This window comes from Methylibium sp. (genome assembly GCF_965279545.1).
GTDB lineage: Bacteria > Pseudomonadota > Gammaproteobacteria > Burkholderiales > Burkholderiaceae_C > Methylibium.
This window is the reverse complement of sequence record NZ_OZ257250.1, coordinates 2,357,415-2,378,937: the sequence shown is the minus strand read 5'-3', so window position 1 is coordinate 2,378,937 and position 21,523 is coordinate 2,357,415. Positions and strand designations below refer to the sequence as shown.

Annotated in this window: 19 protein-coding genes; 7 read left to right on the top strand and 12 right to left on the bottom strand. The window is 69.3% G+C overall.

All coding sequences use genetic code 11. The features are described 5' to 3' along the window. Window positions 1–10 precede the first annotated feature (10 nt). From eno to ACQY9S_RS11035, 7 genes are all read right to left on the bottom strand, one after another. Entirely contained in the window at window positions 11–1,309 is a 1,299-nt protein-coding gene (gene eno / locus ACQY9S_RS11065; protein WP_428419760.1) for a phosphopyruvate hydratase, read from the bottom strand. 123 nt (window positions 1,310–1,432) lie between these two features. Further along, on the bottom strand, window positions 1,433–2,290 hold the full coding sequence (kdsA, locus tag ACQY9S_RS11060; protein WP_428419759.1) for a 3-deoxy-8-phosphooctulonate synthase: 858 nt from the start codon (window positions 2,288–2,290) through the stop codon (window positions 1,433–1,435). Next, complete coding sequence (locus tag ACQY9S_RS11055; RefSeq protein WP_428419758.1) at window positions 2,287–3,951, bottom strand: CTP synthase; 1,665 nt, start codon at window positions 3,949–3,951, stop codon at window positions 2,287–2,289. Before ACQY9S_RS11055 ends, kdsA begins: the two co-directional genes overlap by 4 nt. A 94-nt stretch (window positions 3,952–4,045) precedes the next feature. Beyond that, window positions 4,046–4,885, bottom strand: coding sequence for an alpha/beta fold hydrolase (locus ACQY9S_RS11050; protein WP_428419757.1), 840 nt, complete (start codon window positions 4,883–4,885; stop codon window positions 4,046–4,048). A gap of 15 nt (window positions 4,886–4,900) precedes the next feature. Then, on the bottom strand, window positions 4,901–5,728 hold the full coding sequence (locus ACQY9S_RS11045; protein ID WP_428419756.1) for a peptidase: 828 nt from the start codon (window positions 5,726–5,728) through the stop codon (window positions 4,901–4,903). Window position 5,729: 1 nt separating this feature from the next. Continuing rightward, complete coding sequence (gene mutS / locus ACQY9S_RS11040) at window positions 5,730–8,342, bottom strand: DNA mismatch repair protein MutS (protein ID WP_428419755.1); 2,613 nt, start codon at window positions 8,340–8,342, stop codon at window positions 5,730–5,732. A gap of 36 nt (window positions 8,343–8,378) precedes the next feature. Continuing rightward, window positions 8,379–9,362: an inositol monophosphatase family protein gene (locus ACQY9S_RS11035; protein WP_428419754.1), complete on the bottom strand. Its 984-nt coding sequence runs from the start codon at window positions 9,360–9,362 to the stop codon at window positions 8,379–8,381. Window positions 9,363–9,506: 144 nt separating this feature from the next. Here ACQY9S_RS11035 and ACQY9S_RS11030 point away from each other — a divergent pair, with 144 nt between their 5' ends. Then, window positions 9,507–10,226, top strand: coding sequence for an RNA methyltransferase (locus tag ACQY9S_RS11030; RefSeq protein WP_428419753.1), 720 nt, complete (start codon window positions 9,507–9,509; stop codon window positions 10,224–10,226). A 213-nt stretch (window positions 10,227–10,439) separates the two neighbouring features. Then, a complete protein-coding gene (gene cysE, locus ACQY9S_RS11025) occupies window positions 10,440–11,216 on the top strand; it encodes a serine O-acetyltransferase (protein ID WP_428419752.1) in 777 nt (258 codons plus the stop codon). 85 nt (window positions 11,217–11,301) lie between these two features. Here cysE and mog read toward each other — a convergent pair whose 3' ends face one another. Together mog and yjgA are read right to left on the bottom strand one after the other, a co-directional pair. Then, window positions 11,302–11,910, bottom strand: coding sequence for a molybdopterin adenylyltransferase (mog, locus tag ACQY9S_RS11020; RefSeq protein ID WP_428419751.1), 609 nt, complete (start codon window positions 11,908–11,910; stop codon window positions 11,302–11,304). Next, window positions 11,903–12,457, bottom strand: coding sequence for a ribosome biogenesis factor YjgA (gene yjgA, locus ACQY9S_RS11015; RefSeq protein ID WP_428419750.1), 555 nt, complete (start codon window positions 12,455–12,457; stop codon window positions 11,903–11,905). Before yjgA ends, mog begins: the two co-directional genes overlap by 8 nt. Window positions 12,458–12,572: 115 nt before the next feature. On the opposite strand from yjgA, the gene pmbA reads away from it, so the two are divergent. Beyond that, complete coding sequence (gene pmbA / locus ACQY9S_RS11010; protein ID WP_428419749.1) at window positions 12,573–13,940, top strand: metalloprotease PmbA; 1,368 nt, start codon at window positions 12,573–12,575, stop codon at window positions 13,938–13,940. A gap of 116 nt (window positions 13,941–14,056) precedes the next feature. Further along, complete coding sequence (locus ACQY9S_RS11005; RefSeq protein WP_428419748.1) at window positions 14,057–15,139, top strand: TRAP transporter substrate-binding protein; 1,083 nt, start codon at window positions 14,057–14,059, stop codon at window positions 15,137–15,139. Between the two features lie 38 nt (window positions 15,140–15,177). Here ACQY9S_RS11005 and ACQY9S_RS11000 read toward each other — a convergent pair whose 3' ends face one another. Both ACQY9S_RS11000 and ACQY9S_RS10995 read right to left on the bottom strand, forming a co-directional pair. Continuing rightward, window positions 15,178–16,680 (bottom strand): TRAP transporter large permease, encoded by a 1,503-nt coding sequence (locus tag ACQY9S_RS11000; protein ID WP_428419747.1) that lies wholly within the window; start codon window positions 16,678–16,680, stop codon window positions 15,178–15,180. A gap of 129 nt (window positions 16,681–16,809) precedes the next feature. Further along, the gene (locus ACQY9S_RS10995; RefSeq protein WP_428419746.1) at window positions 16,810–17,349 is read right to left on the bottom strand and encodes a TRAP transporter small permease subunit; all 540 of its coding nucleotides are present in this window, start codon (window positions 17,347–17,349) and stop codon (window positions 16,810–16,812) included. Between the two features lie 347 nt (window positions 17,350–17,696). On the opposite strand from ACQY9S_RS10995, the gene ACQY9S_RS10990 reads away from it, so the two are divergent. From ACQY9S_RS10990 to ACQY9S_RS10980, 3 genes are all read left to right on the top strand, one after another. Further along, complete coding sequence (locus tag ACQY9S_RS10990) at window positions 17,697–17,954, top strand: hypothetical protein (RefSeq protein WP_428419745.1); 258 nt, start codon at window positions 17,697–17,699, stop codon at window positions 17,952–17,954. An 86-nt stretch (window positions 17,955–18,040) separates the two neighbouring features. Further along, the gene (locus tag ACQY9S_RS10985) at window positions 18,041–18,910 is read left to right on the top strand and encodes a DUF692 domain-containing protein (RefSeq protein WP_428419744.1); all 870 of its coding nucleotides are present in this window, start codon (window positions 18,041–18,043) and stop codon (window positions 18,908–18,910) included. Continuing rightward, entirely contained in the window at window positions 18,907–19,725 is an 819-nt protein-coding gene (locus tag ACQY9S_RS10980; protein ID WP_428419743.1) for a putative DNA-binding domain-containing protein, read from the top strand. The genes ACQY9S_RS10985 and ACQY9S_RS10980 overlap by 4 nt, the downstream gene beginning before the upstream one ends. 314 nt (window positions 19,726–20,039) lie before the next feature. Here ACQY9S_RS10980 and ACQY9S_RS10975 read toward each other — a convergent pair whose 3' ends face one another. Then, window positions 20,040–21,185 carry an alpha-hydroxy acid oxidase gene (locus ACQY9S_RS10975; RefSeq protein WP_428419742.1) on the bottom strand — a complete coding sequence of 382 codons (1,146 nt, stop codon included), beginning with the start codon at window positions 21,183–21,185 and terminating at the stop codon, window positions 20,040–20,042. Window positions 21,186–21,523 lie beyond the last annotated feature (338 nt).

Genomic DNA, 21,523 nt, shown 5'->3' with positions numbered 1-21,523 from the left:
ACGCCTGGGGTCAGCGCAGGTTGTAGAACGCGGCGCGGCCGGGGTAGACCGCGATGTCGCCCAGGTCTTCCTCGATGCGCAGCAGCTGGTTGTACTTGGCCACGCGGTCGCTGCGCGACAGCGAGCCGGTCTTGATCTGGCCGGCGTTGGTGCCCACCGCGATGTCGGCGATGGTGCTGTCCTCGGTCTCGCCCGAGCGGTGCGAGATCACGGCGGTGTAGCCGGCGCGCTTGGCCATCTCGATCGCGGCGAAGGTCTCGGTCAGCGTGCCGATCTGGTTGATCTTGATCAGGATCGAGTTGGCGATGCCCTTGTCGATGCCTTCCTGCAGGATCTTGGTGTTGGTGACGAACAGGTCGTCACCGACCAGCTGCACCTTCTTGCCCAGCACCTCGGTCAGGTGGGCCCAGCCGGCCCAGTCGCCCTCGGCCATGCCGTCCTCGATGCTGATGATCGGGTACTTGTCGACCCAGCCCGCGAGCATGTCGGTCCATTGCTGGGCCGACAGCGACAGGCCTTCGCCGTCGAGCTGGTAGGCCAGCGAGCCGTTCTTGCCCGGCTTGTAGAACTCGCTGGCGGCGCAGTCCAGGCCCAGCGCGATCTGGGTGCCCGCCGTGTAGCCGGCCTTGTCGATCGCCTCGAGGATCATCTGGATCGCCGCCTCGTGGTTCTCGACGCTGGGCGCGAAGCCGCCCTCGTCGCCGACCGCGGTGCTGATGCCCTTGTCGTGCAGGATCTTCTTCAGCGCGTGGAAGGTCTCGGCGCCCCAGCGCACCGCTTCGCGGAAGCTCGGCGCGCCGACCGGGATGATCATCAGCTCCTGCAGGTCGAGGTTGTTGTTCGCGTGCGCGCCGCCGTTGACGACGTTCATCATCGGCACCGGCAGCATCATGCCGCCCATGCCGCCGAAATAGCGGTACAGCGGCAGGCCCGATTCCTCAGCCGCCGCGCGTGCCACCGCCATGCTGACCGCCAGCGTGGCGTTGGCGCCGAGGCGGGCCTTGTTGTCGGTGCCGTCGAGGTCGATCAGCGTCTTGTCGAGGAAAGCCTGCTCGGAGGCGTCCAGGCCGAGCACCGCTTCCGAGACCTCGGTGTTGACGTGCTCCACCGCCTTCAGCACGCCCTTGCCGAGGTAGCGCGACTTGTCCCCGTCGCGCAGCTCGATGGCTTCTCGCGAGCCGGTCGAGGCGCCGCTCGGCACCGCGGCGCGGCCCATCACGCCGCTCTCGAGCAGCACGTCGCACTCGACGGTGGGGTTGCCGCGGCTGTCTAGGATCTCGCGCCCGACGATGTCAACGATGGCACTCATGGCGTTGCTTTCAATAAGGAAGGGAAGTATTCGAAGAGTGGACGCCGCGGATCCGGCTTCGCCGGTCCGCCAGCGTCGCTCCCTCGAGGGGGAGCGGCGTAGCCGCAACGGGGGTGGTCAACATCAGCAGGAAAAATCGTTCTCGAGCAGCGGCTGCGCCTTGACCACGCGGTCGATGCTGAGCAGCTGCTCGAGCAGCGCCTTCATGTGCTTGAGCGGCACGGCGTTCGGGCCGTCGCTCAGCGCCTTGGCCGGGTCGGGGTGTGTTTCCATGAAGATGCCGGCCACGCCGACCGCGATCGCGGCACGCGACAGCACCGGCACGAACTCGCGCTGGCCGCCCGAGCTGGTGCCTTGGCCGCCCGGCAGCTGCACGCTGTGGGTCGCGTCGAACACGACCGGCGCGCCGGTCTCGCGCATGATGGCCAGGCTGCGCATGTCGGAGACGAGGTTGTTGTAGCCGAAGCTCGCGCCGCGCTCGCAGGCCATGAAGAGGTCTTCGCTCAGGCCCTTCTCGCGGGCCGCGTCGCGCGCCTTCTGGATCACGTTCTTCATGTCGCCGGGCGCCAGGAACTGGCCCTTCTTGATGTTCACCGGCTTGCCGCTCTGCGCGACGGCGCGGATGAAATCGGTCTGGCGGCACAGGAAGGCGGGCGTCTGCAGCACGTCGACATGCCGCGCCACTTCGGGAATCTCGGCTTCGCTGTGCACGTCGGTCAGCACCGGCACGCCGAGCTCCTTTCGGACCTTGGCGAGGATCTCCAGACCCTTGTCCATGCCCGGGCCGCGGAAGGACGTGCCCGAGGACCGGTTGGCCTTGTCGTAGCTCGACTTGAAGATGAACGGGATGCCGAGCGCGGTGGTGATTTCCTTCAGGCGGCCGGCCACGTCCATCTGCAGCTGCTCGCTCTCGACCACGCAGGGGCCGGAGATCAGGAAGAACGGCCGGTCGAGGCCGATCTCGAACCCACACAAGTTCATGCCGCCACCTTCTGCAAACCACCGGATGCGCCGCGCTCTGCCTGATGAGCGAGCGCCGCCTTGACGTAGCTGATGAACAGCGGATGCCCGGCCCAGGGCGTGGACTTGAACTCGGGGTGGAATTGCACGCCGACGTACCAGGGGTGCACGCTCTGCGGCAGCTCGACGATCTCGGTCAGCTTCTCGCGCTGGGTGATCGCGCTGATCACCAGCCCGGCCTGCTGCAGCCGGTCGAGGTAGTGCTCGTTGGCCTCGTAGCGGTGGCGGTGGCGCTCGGTGACGACCGGGCCGTAGATCTGGTAGGCCAGGGTGCCGGGCTTGACGTCGGAGCTCTGGGCGCCCAGGCGCATCGTGCCGCCGAGGTCGGAATGGGCGTCGCGTTTCTGGACCGAGCCGTCGGCGTCCTGCCACTCGTCGATCAGCGCGATCACCGGGTGCTTTGTTTCGGGCTCGAACTCGGTGCTGTTGGCGTCCTTCAGGCCGGCCAGGTGGCGCGCGACTTCGATGGTCGCGACCTGCATGCCCAGGCAAATGCCGAGGTAGGGGATCTTGTGCTCGCGCGCGTACCGGGCGGTGAGGATCTTGCCTTCCACGCCGCGCTTGCCGAAGCCGCCGGGCACCAGGATGGCGTCGAAGTCGGCGAGCTGGTCGATGTTGGATTCGTTCAGCAGTTCGGAGTCGACGTAGACGATCTTGACGCGCGCATGGTGGTGGATTCCCGCGTGCCGCAGCGCCTCGTTGAGCGACTTGTACGAATCCGACAGGTCGGTGTACTTGCCGCACATCGCGATCGTCACCTCGTGCTGCGGATTGGCCACCTCGTGCACCAGGCGGTCCCAGCGGCGCAGGTCGGCCGGCTTGGTGAGCAGTTGCAGCTTCATGCAGATCAGCTCGTCCAGGCGCTGCTCGTGCAGCATGCGCGGGACCTTGTAGATGGTGTCCACGTCCCACATCGAGATCACGCCCTGCAGGCCGACGTTGGTGAACAGCGAGATCTTGTCGCGCTCGTCTTCCGGAATCTCGCGGTCGGCGCGGCACAGCAGCGCATCGGGCTGGATGCCGATCTCGCGCATCTTCTGCACCGTGTGCTGGGTCGGCTTGGTCTTGAGCTCGCCGGCCGCCGCGATCCAGGGCACGTAGGTCAGGTGCACGAAGGCCGAGTTGTTGGGACCGGCGCGCAGCGCCATCTGGCGCACCGCTTCCAGGAAGGGCAGCGACTCGATGTCGCCGACGGTGCCGCCGATCTCGACGATCGCCACGTCGACGTCATTCGCGCCGCGCTTGACGAACTCCTGGATCTCGTTGGTGACGTGCGGGATCACCTGCACCGTCTTGCCGAGGTAGTCGCCGCGGCGCTCCTTCTCGAGCACCGACTTGTAGATCTGGCCGGTCGTGAAGTTGTTGCTGCGCTTCATGCGGGTGCTGATGAAGCGCTCGTAGTGGCCGAGGTCGAGGTCGGTCTCGGCGCCGTCGTCGGTGACGAAGACCTCGCCGTGCTGGAACGGCGACATCGTGCCCGGATCGACGTTCAGATAGGGGTCGAGCTTGATCAGGGTGACCTTGAGGCCGCGCGATTCCAGGATGGCCGCGAGCGATGCCGACGCGATGCCCTTGCCGAGTGAGGACACCACACCGCCGGTGACGAAGACGAACTTGGTCATGACATGCGGCACGTTGTTTCCAAAAGTGCCGTGGTGGTAAAGGGAGAGTATATCGGCCGGGCTGGTGCGTTCCGGCGGCCCGGCGGCCTCGGTGTCAGCCGGTTGCGCGGTGGGCGCAAGCCAGGCTGCGCAACTGGGCGAGTACCGCCTCGGCGGTCTCCTGCGGACGCTCCATCGGGAACAGGTGGCCGCCTTCGATCCAGCTCACCCGGCCCTGGGCGAGGCGCTCGGTCGCGTGCAGGCCCACCTGGCGCACCTCGGCCGATGCCGTGCCGCCGATGAAGGCCACCGGGCAGGCCAGCGGATGCGCTCGCAGCACCCGCGGCAGGTGGTGCGGCAGGGTCCGGTAGATCTCGGTCTCGACTTCGCGCTGGAAGCTCAGCGTGCGCTGCGAACCGGCCGGTTCGGTGCCCGCGGCGATGTAGTCGCGCAGCACCTCGGCTTGCCAGCGCGCGAACACCGGCTTGCTGGCGAAATGCTCGAAGGCCGCCTGCGCGCTCGGCCAGTGTTGACGCCTGCGCTTCGATGCGGCGGCCGGCGTGAAGCGCTCGCCGATGCCGGTCGCCTTGGCGAGTTGCAGTGCGCGCGCCTTCCAGCCGCTGATGATGGGGGAGTCCAGCAGCACCACGCCGCGCGCCAGGTCGGGCCGCCGGGCGGCGGCCAGCACGCTGAGGAAGCCGCCCAGCGAGTGCCCGACGAACCAGCCGGGCGCGTCGAGCGTGCGCTCGGCAAAGTGGATCAGCTCGTCGCGCAGGTGTGGCCAGTTGCTGGTCACGGGGTAGGCAGCCACATGGCCGAATTTCTCCACCGCGTGCACCGCGTAGCCGGCAGCCCGCCAGTGCTCGAACAGCAGCCGGTAGGTGCCGGCCGGGAAGCCGTTGGCGTGCGAGAAGACGATGGCGCCGGGCTTCCTGCGCCCGCGTCCGTCATTCACGCTCGCCACCCATCGTCAGACGATGCGTTCGTTCGGGCGGGTGATCTTGCGCATCGGCTCGCAGCTTTCCCGGCCGGTGCGCAGCGGATGGGTGGCGGCGCCGCCGCTGTCCCACTGCGGCGCGTCGATGCTCTCGAAGGCGGCGCGCAGCTTCTGGCCCCAGCTGCCGCGGATCATGCGGAAGTACTCGTTGTGCTCGTCGATGCAGACGATCTGCTCGGTCTGGAAGCGGCCGTCCTGGTAGACCAGCAGGTCCAGCGGCAGGCCGACCGAGAGGTTGGACTTCAGCGTGGAGTCCATCGACACCAGCGCGCACTTGGCGGCCTCGTCCAGGCTGGTGGCCGGCGTGATCATGCGGTCGAGGATGGGCTTGCCGTACTTGCTCTCGCCGATCTGGAAGTAGCAGGTCTCGCGCGTGGCCTCGATGAAGTTGCCGGCCGAGTAGACCAGGAACAGCCGCATCGCCTCGCCGGCGATCTGGCCGCCGAAGATCATCGAGGCGTTGAAGTCGATGCCGGCCCGCTTGAGCGAGGCGCCGTCCTGCTCGTGCACGCGACGCACCGCGCTGCCGAGTACGCGCACTGCGTCGAACATGCTGGTGGCGTTCCAGATCGTGATCGGCGGCTTGTCGCCGTTGTCGAGCTTCTCGACCTGCAGGATCTCGCGCACCGACTGGCTGATGGAGAGGTTGCCGGCCGACAGCAACACCATGAAGCGGTCGCCGGGCTTCTCGTAGACCATCATCTTGCGGAAGGTGCTGATCTGGTCGAGCCCGGCGTTGGTGCGCGAGTCGGACAGGAACACGAGGCCGGCATTGAGCCGCACGCCGACGCAGTAGGTCATGTCAGTTTTCCTTGGAACGCTCGTGGAGCGATTTGAGGCGGTAGAGCGCGTCGAGCGCTTCCCGCGGTGTCAATGTATCGGGTTCGACGCCGGCCAGGGCCCGCTCGAGCTCGGTGGTTTCGCGCGGTGGCGGGGGCGGCGGCGCGGCGAACAGGTCGATCTGCGAGGAACTCGCCGCCTGCTGGGCCTCCAGCGCCTCCAGCGTCGCGCGCGCCTGGCGCAGCAGCGGCGCCGGCATGCCGGCCAGCCGCGCCACCTGCACCCCGTAGCTGCGGCTGGCCGGGCCGGGCTGGATCTCGTGCAGAAACACGATGTCGTCGCCGTGGCCGGTGTGCGACTCGGCCGCGCTGACGTGCACGTTCAGCGCGCGCGGGTGCTTCTCGGGGAAGGCAGTCAGCTCGAAGTAGTGCGTCGCGAACAGCGTGAAGGCGCGGTTGCGGTCGTGCAGCTGGCTGGCGATCGCGCCCGCCAGCGCCAGGCCGTCGAAGGTGGAGGTGCCGCGGCCGATCTCGTCCATCAGCACCAGCGAGTGCTCGGTGGCGCCGTGGACGATGGCGGCCGCCTCGGTCATCTCGAGCATGAAGGTCGACTGCGCGTTGGCCAGGTCGTCGGCCGCGCCGATGCGGGTGTGGATGGCGTCGACCGGGCCGAGCCGGCAGGCCGTGGCCGGCACGTAGGAGCCCATCGCGGCGAGCAGCACCACCAGCGCCACCTGGCGCATGAAGGTCGACTTGCCGCCCATGTTGGGCCCGGTGATCACCAGCATGCGGCGGCCGGCGTCGAGCCGGCAGTCGTTGGGGATGAAGCCGCCGCCGCCGGTCTCGGCCAGCCGGGCCTCGACGACCGGGTGGCGGCCCTGCTCGATCTCGATGCAGGGCTGGCTCACGAACTCCGGGCAGCACCAATTGAGCACCGCCGCGCGCTCGGCCAGCGCGGCCAGCGCGTCCAGGCTGGCCAGCGCGCGCGCCACGGCACCGAGCGCGGCCAGCTGCGGCTGCAGCGCGTCGAGCACGCCGTCGTACAGCAGCTTCTCTCGCGCCAGTGCACGCTCCTGCGCCGACAGCGCCTTGTCCTCGAAGGTCTTCAGCTCCGGCGTGATGTAGCGCTCGGCGTTCTTCAGCGTCTGGCGGCGCTGGTAGTCGGCCGGCACCTTGTCGACCTGGCCCTGCGTGACCTCGATGTAGAAGCCGTGCACGCGGTTGAACTGCACCCGCAGGTTGGCGATGCCGGTGCGCGTGCGCTCGCGCGCTTCCAGGTCGAGCAGGTAGCTGTCGCAGTTCTGTGCGATGCCGCGCAGCTCGTCGAGCGCCGCGTCGTGGCCCGTCGCGATGACGCCGCCGTCGCGCAGCAGCACTGCCGGCTCGTCGGCGATGGCGCGCAGCAGCAGCTCGGCAATCTCCGGCGGCGGGGCCAGGTGCCGCGCCAGATCGGCCAGCAGGCGGCTGTCTCCGGGCACCGCGTCGCGCAACGCCGGCAGCGCCTGCAGCGTGGCGCGCAGACCCGTCAGCTCGCGCGGGCGCACCTGGCGCAGCGCGATGCGCGCCGTGATGCGCTCGACGTCGCTGACGCCGCGCAGCGCCTCGCGCAAGACCTCGCCGCCGCGTTCCATCAGCGCGCCGATCGCCTCATGGCGAGTGCGGGCCGCGGTGCGCACGCGCGCGGGGTGCGTGAGCCAGTGGCGCAAGGCGCGCGAGCCCATGCCGGTGCGGCACACGTCGAGCAGCGACAGCAGCGTCGGCGCGTCTTCGCCGCGCAGCGTCTGTGTCAGCTCGAGATTGCGGTGGGTGGCCGGCGGCAGTTCCAGCAGGTCGCTCGCGCGCTCCACCACCAGCGTGGCCACGTGGGCCAGCGCCTGGCCCTGGGTGTGTTCGGCGTAGCTCAGCAGCGCGGCCGCGGCGGCCTGCGCGATAGGCAGGTCCTGGGCGTTGAGGCCGGCGAGGCTGGCGACGCGCAGTTGTTCGCACAGCTTGCGCTGGCCCAGCGCGGTGTCGAACTGCCAGGCGGGCCGCCGCGTGAGCGCCGCGTGGGCGGAGGCCAGCGCGACCGACAGCGGCGCGTCGTCGCGGTCGTCGACCAGCACCTCGGCCGGGCCCAGGCGCGCCAGCCAGCCCGCGAGCTCGCGCTCGCCGCATTCGCTGAGGCCCAGCGTGCCGCTGCTCAGGCCCAGCCAAGCCAGACCGTAGCTCGCGCGCTGGCGCGTCACCGCCAGCAGCAGGGTGTCGACGCGCTCCGACAGCAGCTCGGTGTCGGTCACGGTGCCCGGCGTGACGACGCGCACCACCTTGCGTTCGACCGGGCCCTTGGCGGTGGCCACGTCGCCCACCTGCTCGGCGATCGCGACCGATTCGCCGAGCTTGACCAGCTTGCCGAGGTAGTTCTCCAGCGCATGCACCGGCACGCCGGCCATCACGACCGGCTCGCCGGCGCTCTGGCCGCGGCTGGTGAGCGTGATGTCGAGCAGGCGGTGCGCCTTGCGGGCATCGTCGAAGAACAGCTCGTAGAAGTCGCCCATGCGGTAGAGCACCAGCGTGTCGGGGTGCTCGGCCTTGATGCGCAGGTACTGCTGCATCATGGGGGTGTGACCGGGCTCGACGCGGGCGGGGTCGGCGCTCATGCGGGCTCGCGGGCAGGGCGACGCAACGACGGCGTCTCAGAACGGGGTGTCTTCGTCCTTGGCCTTGGCGAGGTCGGCCTTGCGGATGCGCACCGGGGGCTTCTTCGGCGCGGCGGCGGCCGGAGCCTCCGCCTCGGCGCTCGCGACGAAGGCCGCAGTGGCGTCGGGTGCGGCTGCCGCAGCGGCGGTGTGCGAGGCCGGCTCGTCGTCCTTGATGACGCGGGTGTAGGGCGTGAGGATGCTCACCAGCTGCGCATAGATCTTCGGGTTGCCGGCGACGATCTCGCGCTGGTAGAGGTAGTCCGACTCGCCGGTGAAGTTGCCGATCAGGCCACCGGCCTCGGTGATCATCAGCGAGCCGGCCGCGATGTCCCAGGGGTTCAACCCGGTCTCGAAGAAGCCGTCGTACCAGCCCGCAGCCACGTAGCACAGGTCCAGCGCCGCAGCGCCGGGGCGGCGCAGGCCGGCGCAGTGCTGCATGACCTCCTCGAACATCTTCAGGTAGCGCTTGAAGTTGTCGCCCTTGCGGAACGGGAAGCCGGTGCCGATCAGCGACTCCAGCAGGCGGCTGCGCTTGCTGACGCGCAGGCGCTTGTCGTTGAGGAAGGCGCCGCGTCCCTTGGAGGCGTAGAACAGGTCGTTGCGCGACGGGTCGTAGACCACCGCCTGCTGGATCTGGCCGCGAAAGGCCAGTGCGATCGAGACCGCATAGACCGGAAAGCCGTGGATGAAGTTGGTGGTGCCGTCGAGCGGATCGATGATCCAGAGGTAGTCGCTGTCCTTCGCGCCGTGCGCGCGGCCCGATTCCTCGGCGAGGATGCCGTGGCCGGGGTAGGCGCCGAGCAGGATCTCGATGATCGCGGCTTCCGCCGCCTGGTCCACCTCGGTCACGAAGTCGTTGTGCGACTTGGCCGTCACCGTCACGCGGTCGATGTCCAGCGAGGCCCGGTTGATCAGCGCCCCGGCCGCGCGTGCGGCCTTGACGGCGGTGTTGAGCATCGGGTGCAGGGCTTGGGACATGGCGGGCGCTCGCGGCTGACTGGAACGGAGAGAAGGACTGGCGGGGACAAAGAGCGGGAGCACCGGGGCCGCCTCGAACGAGCGGGCCGGTGCGGCGGGCTGCGAGAGCCCGCACCGATAATCGAATTTTAGCCGCGCCTGCCGATGCAGCCTGCCGATCCGACCCGCTTCATCCTCGTGGGAACCAGCCACCCCGGCAATGTGGGAGCCGCGGCGCGCGCCATGAAGGTGATGGGCTTTTGCGAGCTGGTGCTGGTGGCGCCGCGCTACGCCGACGTGCTGGTGCAGGAGGAGACCGTGGCGCTGGCCAGCGGTGCGGCCGACATCCTGGTGCGTGCGCGCGTCGTCGCGACGCTGGCCGAGGCGCTGGACGGCGTGAGCCACGCCTGCGCCACCGCGATGACGCCGCGCGACTTCGGCCCCCCGACCTTCGCGCCGCGCGCGCTGTTTCCCGAGCTCGTGGCCGGCAATCAGCGCGTCGGCTTCGTGTTCGGCTCCGAGCGCTACGGCCTGGCGAACGAGGACGTCTACCGCTGCCACAGCTGCCTGAGCATCCCGACGCCGGCCGACTACGGCTCGCTGAACCTGGCGCAGGCGGTGCAGCTCATCGCCTACGACTGGCGCCAGGCGCTGGGCGGCTACACCGTCACGGCCCGCACGAGTGACCCGGCGCTCGCCGACGGCGCTGCGGTGCAGGGCCTGCTCGAGCACTGGCAGCGCGCGCTGGTGCACATCGGCCACCTCGATCCGGCGGCGCCGAAGAAGCTGCTGCCCCGCGTGAACCAGCTGCTCAACCGCGCGGCGCTGACGCAGGAGGAGGTGCACCTGCTGCGCGGCATCGCGACCACCCTGCTCAAGCGCTGAAGTGGACCACCCCCGTTGCGGCTTCGCCGCTCCCCCTCGAGGGGGCGACGCCAGTGGCCCGGCAGAGCCGGATCCACGGCGTCCGCTGGGGCCTGGTGGGTCGACACACGGCCGGGCCGGCGAGGTCGCTTGGCCCCGCCGCGATGCCCCCGCAGGCCCAAGGCGGCTGGGCGGCTGGCTACACTGACCTGGCCCAACTTGAAGAGCGACGACATGTTCAGCCGTCTCCGCGAAGACATTGCCTGCATCCTCGAGCGCGACCCGGCCGCCCGAACGGCCTTCGAGGTGCTGACCTGCTACCCCGGGCTGCACGCAATCGCCGTGCACCGGCTCGCGCATGGCTGCTGGGCGCGCGGCTGGCGTTGGCTGGGCCGCTTCCTCTCGCAACTGGGGCGCTTCCTGACCGGCATCGAGATCCATCCCGGCGCCAGGATCGGACGGCGCGTCTTCATCGACCATGGCATGGGTGTCGTGATCGGCGAGACGGCCGAGATCGGCGACGACTGCACGATCTACCAGGGCGTGACGCTCGGTGGCACCTCGCTCTACAAGGGCGTCAAGCGCCACCCGACCTTGGGCAACGGCGTCATCGTCGGCGCCAACGCCCAGGTGCTCGGCGGCTTCGTGGTGGGCGATGGCGCCCGGGTCGGTTCGGGCGCCGTCGTCGTCAGGCCGGTGCCGCCGGGCGCGACCGCGGTCGGCAACCCGGCGCGCATCTTGCACGACGCGGTCGACGTGCAGCGCGAGGCGGCGGCCGCGAAGATGGGTTTCTCGGCCTACGGCGTGAGCCAGGGCGACGACCCGGTGGCGCAGGCCATGAAGGGCCTGATCGACAACGCCTCGGGTCACGAGCACCAGATTGCGATGCTGTGGGCGGCGGTCGAGACGCTGTCGCAGCGCGGTGCTGCGGCAGACTGCGTGCCGAGCGACGCACAGAAGCGCGAGGCGTTCGACGCCGAGGCCCTGAGCGAACTGGTCAAGCCGTCCTGAGCCTCCCTGGGGCCGCCGCTTTGCCGCGGCCAGGGGTTTCCTCGAGAGGCGCGCGGCGCGATCGTCGCGCCGTGCGCCGTGGCCGTCAGGGCCGCGTCGGCCGCAGCGCGCTCTTGGGCCGGAAGGCCTTGCACAGCGCCTCGTCGGTTTCCAGGTAAGGTCCACCGATCAGGTCGATGCAGTAGGGCACGGCCGCGAAGATGCCGTGGGCCGGCGGGCTGGCCTCGGGCAGGCCCTGCAAGGTTTCGGCGATGGCTTTCGGCTGCCCCGGCAGATTGATGATCAGTGTCTTGCCGCGGATCACCGCAACCTGGCGCGACAGGATCGCGGTGGGCACGAAGCGCAGCGAGATCTGCCGCATCTGTTCGCCGAAGCCCGGCATCTCCTTGTGCGCGACGGCCAGCGTGGCCTCCGGTGTCACGTCGCGCGGCGCCGGGCCGGTGCCGCCGGTCGTCAGCACCAGATCGCAATGCGCCGCGTCGACCAGCTCGCGCAGTGTGGCGCTGATGCCGTCCTGCTCGTCCGGGATCAGCCGGGTGACCCAGGTGACCGGATTCCTGAGCGCGCGCGCGAGCCAGTCCTGCAGCGCCGGGATGCCCTGGTCCGGGTAGACGCCGCCGGACGCGCGGTCGCTGACCGAGACGAGGCCGATCGTCACCGGATCGCAGGCCGAAGGCGGGTGGGTGTCAGTCATTGCTTTCCTCCTCGCGGCCGGTCTCGGCGAGCGCGCCGCGCAGTTGCTGGAACAGTTCTCGGTAGGCGCGGCCGTGGCGGGCCGCACCGCCGGGCTGCTCCGGCGCGGCCTCCTTGCGCGCGCTGCGGATCAGGCTGCGCAGCTGCTGGAGGTCGCTGTCCGGGTACTGCGCGATCCAGCGGGTGAGCGCGTCGTCGCCGGCCAGCAACTCGGCGCGCCAGCGCTCGGCCTCGTGCAGCGCGAGGGCGTCCTTCGCATGGCCGAGCTGGAACGCCGCCACCGCCTGGCGGATGGGTTCGGCATCGGCCCGGCGCATCAGCTTGCCGAGGTACTGGACCTGGCGCCGGCGGCCCTCGAAGGACTTGGTGCGCTGCGCGGTGCGCACCGCGTCGCGCAGCGATTCACTCAGGCCGAGGGCATCGATGCGCGTGTCGGGCAGGGCCATCAGCGCCTCGCCGAGCGCCTGCAGCTCGTGCATGGCTTTCTTCAGCGCCGTCTTGCTGGGGCGCTCGGACAGGTCGTCCGGATCGTTCGTTTCGGTGTTCAAGCGGCAAGGGTCGAAAGGGAAGGGGGACCCACGAAAGGGTGCTGGCTATCATAGTTGCGCGCCGCACGTCGTGCCCTGGCGCCCCCCACCCCGCAGTTTCCAGGCCCCACCCACCATGTCCCGCACCCCCGAAGGTTTCGCTCACAGCCGCGCCCAGTTCGAACAGCTGATCGACGATACGCTCGCCGTGGCCAGGCAACTCGGGGCCAGCGACGCGGCGGCCGAGGTCAGCGAGGGCGCGGGCCTGTCGGTCTCGGTGCGCAAGGGCGAGATCGAGACAGTCGAGCGCAACCGCGACAAATCGCTCGGCGTCACGGTCTATCTCGGCCAGCGGCGCGGCAACGCCAGCACCTCCGACTTCTCGCGCGCCGCGCTGGAGCAGACGGTGCGCGCCGCGTACGACATCGCCCGCTTCACCGCCGAAGACCCGGCGGCCGGCCTGCCCGACGCCGCCGACGTCGCCACCCCCGAGGAAGCCGCGCGCGACCTCGACCTCTACCACCCCTGGGCCATCGACGCCCAGGCGGCCATTCCGCTGGCGCTGCGCTGCGAAGCGGCGGCCTTCGCGACCGACCGCCGCATCACCAACTCCGACGGCTGCGGCGTCTCGGTCCAGCAGTCGCATTTCGTGGCGGGCAACTCGCAGGGGTTCCGCGGCGGCTATGCGAGTTCGCGGCATTCGCTCTCGGTGGCACCGATCGCCGGTCGGGGCGGCGACATGCAGCGCGACGCCTGGTACACCTCGATGCGCGACGCGGCCGATCTGGCCGCGCCCGAAGCGGTGGGTCGCTATGCGGCCGAGCGCACGCTGGCCCGGCTGAAGGGCCGCAAGATCGCCACCTGCGAGGTGCCGGTGCTGTTCGAGTCCACGCTCGCTGCCGGCCTGCTCGGTGCCTACGTGCAGGCCACCAGCGGCGGTGCGCTGTACCGCAAGTCCACCTTCCTGGCGGACTGCCTGGGCAAGGCGGTGTTCTCCGATCACATCGACATCGACGAGCAGCCCCACGTCCCCAAGGGCAAGGCCAGCGCGCCGTTCGACGACGAAGGCGTACGCACGCGCGCGCGCAAGGTGGTCGTCGCGGGGTGCGCCGAGGGCTATTTCCTGTCGAGCTACTCGGCGCGCAAGCTCGGCATGCACACGACCGGCCATGCCGGTGGTTCGCACAACCTCACGCTGACGAGCCGTCTCACGGCGCCGGGCGACGACCTCGACGCCATGCTGCGCAAGCTCGGCCGCGGCCTGTTCGTCACCGAGCTGATGGGCCAGGGCGTCAACTACGTGACCGGCGACTATTCGCGCGGCGCCGCCGGCTACTGGGTCGAGGGCGGGCGCATCGTGCACCCGGTGCACGAGATCACCATCGCCGGCAGCGTGGGCGAGATGCTGCGCCGGATCGTCGCTGTCGGCGCCGATGCCTACACGCTGGGCGGCAAGACCATCGGCTCGGTGCTGATCGAGCGCATGAAGATCGCCGGCAGCTGAACGCCGCGCGCAGTCGCACAGGTGCCCGACGGGTAAGCCCCACGCCGGGCGTCGGAGGGGCCTCCTAGAATCTTTTTCGATCCCCCGCCGTTCCATTCCCGAGGAGAAGCATTCCCATGCAACGCCGTTCGTTCGTGCAACGCACCGGCCTGGCCGGCGTGCTGGCCGCGGGCGCCGCGCCGGCGCTCGTCCACGCGCAGACCCACCTGCGCTGGCGCCTGGCGTCGAGCTTCCCGAAGTCGCTCGACACCATCTTCGGCACTGCCGAGGTGTTCGCCAGGAAGGTCGGCGAGATGAGCGGTGGCCGCTTCCAGATCTCGGTGCACGCGGCCGGCGAGCTGGTGCCGGCCTTCGGCGTGGTTGACGCGGTGCAGAACGCCACCGTCGACATGGCGCACACGGCGCCCTACTACTTCTATGGCAAGGACCCGACCTTCTGCCTCGGCTGCGCGGTGCCCTTCGGCCTGAACTCGCGCCAGATGACGGCCTGGATGGTCGACGGCAACGGCCTGAAGCTGATGCGAGAGTTCTATGCCAAGTACAACATCGTCAGCTTCCCCGGCGGCAACACCGGTGCGCAGATGGGCGGCTGGTTCCGCAAGGAGATCAAGTCGATCGCCGACATCAAGGGCCTGAAGTTCCGCTGCAATCCCTTCGCCGGCAAGGTGCTCGAGCCCTTCGGCGTGGTGCCCCAGTCGCTGCCGGGCGGCGACATCTATCCGGCGCTGGAGAAGGGCACGATCGATGCCGCCGAGTGGGTCGGCCCCTACGACGACCTCAAGCTCGGCTTCAACAAGGTGGCACCGAACTACTACTACCCGGGCTGGTGGGAGGGCGGTCCGCAGCTCGACTTCTTCATCAACAACAAGGCCTGGGAGGCGCTGACGCCGGACTACAAGGCCATGATCGAGGCCGCCGCGTCGCTGGCCCATGTGGAGATGCAGGCCCGCTACGACGCGCGCAACCCGGCCGCGCTGAAGCAGCTGGTCGGCTCGGGCACCAAGCTCAAGCCTTTTCCTCCCGACGTGATGAATGCGGCGTTCAAGTCGGCCGAGCAGATCTACGCCGACCTGTCGGCCAGGAACCCGGCCTGGAAGAAGGTCTGGGAGGACTACGCCAAGTTCCGCGCCGACCAGAACCTGTGGTTCCGGTTTACCGAAGCGACCTTTGATCGCTTCATGCAGTCGCAAAAGCTCTGACGACGGACCGCGGCGCTCGTTTCGTACGGCATTCGGTATCAGTGCACCGCCGCCGGGTCGGCTGCCGGCGCACCGTTGCGGAACAGCTCGTCGAGGTCGGGCTCCGAGGCCGCCGGATCCGACGCCTCGGTCGGCATCTCGATCTTCACCTTGTCCAGATCGATCTTCTCCTCCTTGTCGAGGAAGACCGTCACCGTCTGCGGCACGAAGATCACGATCACGACCAGCAGCAGCTGCAGCAGCACCCAGGGGATCGCGCCGAGGTAGATGTCGCGCGACTCGACCTGGCGCGGCAGCGTGCCGGTCTTGAACAGCGTGTCGGCGATGCCGCGCAGGTAGAACAGCGCGAAGCCGAACGGCGGGTGCATGAACGAGGTCTGCATGTTCACGCACAGCAGCACACCGAACCACACCAGGTCGATGCCCAGCTTGGCGGCCACCGGCCCGAGCAGCGGCAGGATGATGAAGGCGATCTCGAAGAAGTCGAGAAAGAACGCCAGGAAGAAGATGAAGACGTTGACCGCGATCAGGAAGCCGACCTGGCCGCCGGGCAGGCCGGTGAGCATGTGCTCCACCCACTTCCCGCCGTCGACGCCCTGGAACACCAGCGAGAACACGCGCGAGCCGATCAGGATGAAGACCACCATCGCGGTGATGCGCATCGTGCCCGACAGCGCGTCGCGCAGCAGCGGCCAGCTCAGGCGCCGGTGGAGCGCCGCGAGGACGAAGGCGCCGACCGCGCCCATCGCGCCGGCCTCGGTGGGCGTGGCGATCGCGTGCTCCATGCCGGGCAGGCCGCCCATGCTGCCGAGCACGGCAAAGATCAGGCAGGCCGAAGGAATGATGCCGCGCAGGCACTTGGCCCACAGCGCCCGGCCGCTCAGCGTGCGGGCTTCCTTCGGCACGCCGGGCACGGCCGCCGGCCGCAGGCGGCCCAGCACGAAGGTGTAGGCGGCGAAGAGCAAGGCCTGCAGGATGGCCGGACCCCAGGCGCCCTTGTACATGTCGCCGACCGGCCGGCCCAGCTGGTCGGCCATCACGATCAGCACCAGCGAGGGCGGCACCAGCTGCGTGATCGTGCCCGACGCGGCCAGCACGCCGGTCGAATAGCGCATGTCGTAGCCGTAGCGCATCATCACCGGCAGCGAGATCATCGCCATCGCGATCACCTGGCCGGCCACGGTGCCGGTGATCGCGCCGAGCACGAAGCCGACGATGATCACCGAGTAGCCGAGCCCGCCGCGCACCGGCCCGAACAGCTGGCCCATCGAGTCGAGCATGTCCTCGGCCAGGCCGCACTTCTCGAGCACCGTGCCCATCAGTGTGAAGAAGGGGATGGCCAGCAGCAGGTCGTTGCCGAGGATGCCGAACACGTTGAGCGGCAGTGCCGACATGAACTCGGGCGGGAACCAGCCCGCCTCGATCGCGATGAAGCCGCACAGCAGGCCGAGCGCCGACAGCGAGAACGCCACCGGGAAGCCGAGCAGCAGCGTCACGATCAGCCCCGCGAACATCAGCGGGGCGAAGTTCTCCATGGTCATGACGGCCCCCCGCCCGGCGAATACGCCGGTCGACCCCCCGGGGGGGTGCGGGCCGGCTTGGGAGCGGCCCGGCGCTCGGCCCGCGATGCCGCGCTCGACAACAACGCCCGCCCCGTCACGCGACTCCCTTCATTGCAGCGGCCGCTCGTAGTGCGTGTCCATCTCGTAGCGGTGCATCAGCCAGCCGATGCGCTTGGCGATCTCGGCCAGCCCCTGCAGCGCCAGCAGCGCGAAGCCGAGCGGCAGCATCAGCATCGCCGGCCAGCGGATCAGGCCACCCGCGCTGCCGGACATCTCGCCGCTCATGTAGGTGCGCCAGAACAGCGGCAGCGCCAGCCACAGCATCAGCAGCACAACTGGCATCAGGAAGGCGATCAGTCCGAACAGGTCGACGAAGACCTTGCCGCGCCCGGACAGGCGGCCGTAGAAGACATCGACGCGCACGTGCTCGTTCAGGCGCAGGACCTGGGAGGCGCCCAACATCACGCAGGCGGCGAACAGATACCACTGGATCTCGAGCCAGGCGTTCGAGCTGTAGTCGAGGCCGTAGCGCACGACCGCGTTGCCGGCACTGATCAGGCAACAGGCGAGCACGGCCCACTGCGCCAACCCGGCGAAGCGATCATTCAGGGCGTCGATCCGCTTCACGATGCTGAACAGGGCGCTCATCGGCGATCTCTCGGGGGGAGGGCGGCACGTCCGGTGTGCCGGTGCTGGGGGCGCGCTGGGCGGTGCGATTCTAGGGGGCTGGGGGATGATTCCCCGGCCCCTGCGTGTTTGCCCTGCTGGACGGGCAGGCGCTCGCTGCGACAGTCGAGCGGCTCGGCTGCACGCACGGTCATGGGGCCACGCGCATCCGAACCGAGCCGGGCTGCGTAAAGGCTTTGCGCGCCAAGTTTCGAAGTCGGTGTAAGTAATGGCCGGCAGGCGCGACCGAAGGGAGCCAGCGCACGGACTTCGAGAAGCTAGACGGTCCGGCCTGCATTTCCGCAACCACCCACCCGAAGGAGATCCACATGATGAACCTCAAGTCTGGCCTGGCTATTGCCTCGGCCGCCGCCGCCCTGTTTGCCATGGGCACCGTCAGCACCACCGTGTACGCGGCCGATGCCGCCGCCGTCCACTGTACGGGTGTCAACAGCTGCAAGGGCACCTCGGAGTGCAAGACCGCCTCGAACGAATGCAAGGGCCAGAATTCCTGCAAGGGCCAGGGCTGGGTCAGCAAGAAGTCGGCCAAGGAATGCACCGACGCCGGCGGCAAGGTCGCGAAGTAAAGGCTCGGCCGATTTGATCGACCGGTGCTGCAGGCTCTGCCTGCAGCACCGGTCGGCATTTTTTGTCAAGTTCGAGTCAGCCTCGCATGAACACTTCGCTCGGTGGTTTCGGTCTCGGCCTGCGCACCGACCATTACCGCGATTTCCTCGATACGGCGTCTGCCGGGCCGGCTGTCGACTGGCTGGAAGTCATCTCCGAAAACTACATGCTGCCCGGCGGTGCGCCGCTGCAGCATCTGGACCGCATCCGCCGCGATTACCCGATGGTGATGCACGGCGTGTCGCTGTCGGTCGGCAGTACCGACGCGCTTGATCCGGACTACCTGCGGGATCTGAAGGCCCTGGCCGATCGCATCGAGCCGGCCTGGATCTCGGACCACCTGTGCTGGACCGGTGTCGACCACCACAACCTGCACGACCTGCTGCCGCTGCCCTATACCGAGGCGGCGCTGCGCCATTTGTGCGAGCGCGTGTCGCGCGTGCAGGACGTGCTGGGCCGGCGCCTGCTGCTCGAGAACGTCTCGAGCTATGTCAGCTTCGCAGCCGACGAGATGAGCGAGTGGGAGTTCGTGGCCGAACTGGCGCGGCGCGCCGATTGCGAACTGCTGCTCGACGTCAACAACGTCTACGTCAGCAGCGTGAATCATGGTTTCGACGCGCAGCGCTACATCGATGCGATGCCGCGCGAGCGCGTGCGCCAGATCCATCTGGCCGGCCACGAGAGCCACGCGGGGTATCTGATCGATACCCACGACCACCCGGTGTGCGACGCGGTGTGGCAGCTCTACGCCTACACCACGCGCCGGCTGGGGGCGGTGCCGGCCATGATCGAGCGCGACGACCACATCCCGCCGCTCGCCGAGCTGCTGGCCGAACTCGACGTGGCGCGGCAGGTGCAGGCGCTGGCCCTGCGCGACGCGCGGCTCGAGCCGCGTGCGAGCGAGGTGGCGGCATGAGTGCTCCGGCGCTGACAGGACAGCCGCTGAGCGACCAGCAGTTGCGGCTGCGCGTCGCGATCGTCGGCGACGAAGCCGCCGCCGCGGCAGTGTCCGGCGGCCTGCTGCGCCCGCGCGCCGGCGGGTCCTTGCTGAACATCTACCGTCATGCCTACCGCGCCCGCCTCAAAGCGGCGCTGCGCGAGAACCACGGACGTCTGCCGCAGGTGATGGGCGACGAGGCCTTCGACGCGCTGGCCGAAGCCTATGTGGCGGAGCATCCGTCGCGCCATCCATCGATCCGCTGGTTCGGTGAGCACCTGGCGGCCTTCATGGAGACACGGCCTGAACTGGCACCACACCCGTCGCTGCCGGACCTGGCGCGCCTGGAGTGGGCCTTGCGCACCGCCTTCGACGCGGGCGACGCGTCGCCACTGCGCGCCGAGGCGCTGCAGACGCTGGCGGCACAGGACTGGCCGGCCCTGCGTTTCACGCCGCTGCCGAGCGCGCAGCTGGTGGCGCTGCGCTGGGCGATCGAGCCCTTGTGGCGTGCGCTGCAGGCGCACGATCCGCACGCCGCGGACGAGCCCGAGCTGCCCGAACCCGAACCGCACGATCACCTGCTGCTGGTCTGGCGCCCGCAACTGGAAACGCGCTGGCGTTCGCTCGATGCGCTCGAGGCGGCGCTGCTGCGTTCGGTCTTCGCCTTGGAGCCGTTCGCGGCGCTGTGCGAGACCGCCGCGGCCCAGGTCGGCGAGACCGACGCCGCCACCGCCGTCATCGCTGCGCTGCAGGGCTGGCTGGCCGAAGGGCTGCTCGCCGCCGTACACACCTAGGGCCTGTTCACGCTACCGGAGGGCACACGCCCGGGTTGCACAGGCCGCAGGGGTAGGCGCGAAGGAGGCGGCGTGCTGTTGCACGCAACGACTGAGCAACGCCGCCCTGCGACCTGTGCAACCCGGGCCCGAAGGGTGACCCATGAAACAAACGCCCTCGGCGTTGCAAAGGCTCGCCGGGGCCCGACCCCGGCTGCGCTTTGCGCCTTGATGGCCTTCGTTTCATGGGTCACGTGTGCCCTCCGGTAGCGTGAACAGGCCCTAGCCGGCGTTCGGTCGCTGCGGCGGGGTCGCCGCCAGGCGATCAGGAATGCTCAATAGGTGCCCGGGACCAGGATGCCGGCGTTGACCGCCCTGATGTCCGTATGCCCCGTGAAGGCCATCGTGATGTCGAGCTCATGGCGGATGATCTCCAGGGCGCGGGTCACCCCGGCCTGGCCCATCGCGCCCAGCCCGTACAGGAAGGCCCGCCCGATCATCGTGCCGCGCGCCCCCAGCGCGACCGCCTTCAGCACGTCCTGCCCCGAGCGGATCCCCCCGTCCATCCACACCTCGATCCGATCGCCCACCGCCTCGGCGATCGCCGGCAGCGCCGCGATCGAGGACGGCGCCCCGTCGAGCTGCCGCCCGCCGTGGTTCGACACCACCAGCGCATCGGCCCCGCTGTCGGCCGCCAGCTTCGCGTCGGCCACCTCCATGATCCCCTTCAGGATCAGCTTGCCGCCCCAGCGCTGCTTGATCCACGCCACGTCGTCCCAGCCCAGCCGCGGATCGAACTGCTCCTTCGTCCACGTCCCCAGCGAAGACATGTCGCTCACCCCCTTGGCATGCCCGATCAGGTTGCCGAAGCTGTGGCGCCGCGTCCCGGCCATCCCCAGGCACCAGCGCGGCTTCATCGCCAGGTTCACCAGGTTCGCCAGCGTCGGCTTCGGCGGCGCCGTCATGCCGTTCTTCAGATCCTTGTGGCGCTGCCCCAGCACCTGCAGGTCCAGCGTCAACACCAGCGCCGAGCAGCGCGCCGCCTTGGCGCGCTCGATCAGCCGCTCCATGAAATCGCGGTCCCGCATCCAGTACAGCTGGAACCAGAACGGCGCCTGGGTGTGCGCGGCGATGTCCTCGATCGAGCAGATGCTCATCGTCGACAGCGTGAACGGGATGCCGAAGGCCTCGGCGGCGCGCGCGCCCAGGATCTCGCCGTCGGCGTGCTGCATGCCGGCGAGGCCGGTCGGGGCGACGACCACCGGCATGGCGCAGTCCTGGCCGGCCAGCGTGGTGCGCAGCGAGCGGCCCTCCATGTTCACCGCCACGCGCTGGCGCAGCAGGATGCGGGCGAAGTCGGCCTCGTTGGCGCGGTAGGTGCCCTCGGTCCACGAGCCCGAGTCGGCGTAGTCGTAGAACATCCTCGGCACGCGCTGCTTGGCCAGCACCCTCAGGTCTTCGATGCAGGTGATCACGGGCATGGGGCGGCCAGGCTTTCTTGCGGCGATGACGACAGCCGGATTGTCGGCCACCGGTGCATCGACCCGAAGCGGCTCGCCAGCCGCGGCAGCGCGGCCGTCGGCATGGCGGCGCGGGTGTGATGGTGGGGATAGAAATTTGCGGCGATGCAGCGATGAGCCCCTGCGCAGCAGCGCGGGCGGCCTTCGATCGGAAGGTGTTCTTTCGGCGAGGCCCCGTCGCCGAAAGGAAGTCTTCCATCTGCTTTTCGACGGCCTGCCCGCGATGGCCGTGCGCTCGAAATTGTCCCAATCGTGACAAGCACTTACGCGTGGCTTCTGGGGTTTTCCCGCGAGCGCAA

Bases quoted from the DNA above. Each gene is read 5' to 3' on its own strand.
- eno (WP_428419760.1), bottom strand. From the start codon at position 1,309: ATGAGTGCCATCGTTGACATCGTCGGGCGCGAGATCCTAGACAGCCGC.
- ACQY9S_RS10985 (WP_428419744.1), top strand. From the start codon at position 18,041: ATGAACACTTCGCTCGGTGGTTTCGGTCTCGGCCTGCGCACCGACCAT.
- cysE (WP_428419752.1), top strand. From the start codon at position 10,440: ATGTTCAGCCGTCTCCGCGAAGACATTGCCTGCATCCTCGAGCGCGAC.
- kdsA (WP_428419759.1), bottom strand. From the start codon at position 2,290: ATGAACTTGTGTGGGTTCGAGATCGGCCTCGACCGGCCGTTCTTCCTG.
- pmbA (WP_428419749.1), top strand. From the start codon at position 12,573: ATGTCCCGCACCCCCGAAGGTTTCGCTCACAGCCGCGCCCAGTTCGAA.
- ACQY9S_RS10975 (WP_428419742.1), bottom strand. From the start codon at position 21,185: ATGCCCGTGATCACCTGCATCGAAGACCTGAGGGTGCTGGCCAAGCAG.
- ACQY9S_RS10980 (WP_428419743.1), top strand. From the start codon at position 18,907: ATGAGTGCTCCGGCGCTGACAGGACAGCCGCTGAGCGACCAGCAGTTG.
- mog (WP_428419751.1), bottom strand. From the start codon at position 11,910: ATGACTGACACCCACCCGCCTTCGGCCTGCGATCCGGTGACGATCGGC.
- ACQY9S_RS10990 (WP_428419745.1), top strand. From the start codon at position 17,697: ATGATGAACCTCAAGTCTGGCCTGGCTATTGCCTCGGCCGCCGCCGCC.
- ACQY9S_RS11005 (WP_428419748.1), top strand. From the start codon at position 14,057: ATGCAACGCCGTTCGTTCGTGCAACGCACCGGCCTGGCCGGCGTGCTG.
- ACQY9S_RS11000 (WP_428419747.1), bottom strand. From the start codon at position 16,680: ATGACCATGGAGAACTTCGCCCCGCTGATGTTCGCGGGGCTGATCGTG.
- ACQY9S_RS11030 (WP_428419753.1), top strand. From the start codon at position 9,507: ATGCAGCCTGCCGATCCGACCCGCTTCATCCTCGTGGGAACCAGCCAC.
- ACQY9S_RS11055 (WP_428419758.1), bottom strand. From the start codon at position 3,951: ATGACCAAGTTCGTCTTCGTCACCGGCGGTGTGGTGTCCTCACTCGGC.
- ACQY9S_RS11035 (WP_428419754.1), bottom strand. From the start codon at position 9,362: ATGTCCCAAGCCCTGCACCCGATGCTCAACACCGCCGTCAAGGCCGCA.
- mutS (WP_428419755.1), bottom strand. From the start codon at position 8,342: ATGAGCGCCGACCCCGCCCGCGTCGAGCCCGGTCACACCCCCATGATG.
- ACQY9S_RS10995 (WP_428419746.1), bottom strand. From the start codon at position 17,349: ATGAGCGCCCTGTTCAGCATCGTGAAGCGGATCGACGCCCTGAATGAT.
- ACQY9S_RS11045 (WP_428419756.1), bottom strand. From the start codon at position 5,728: ATGACCTACTGCGTCGGCGTGCGGCTCAATGCCGGCCTCGTGTTCCTG.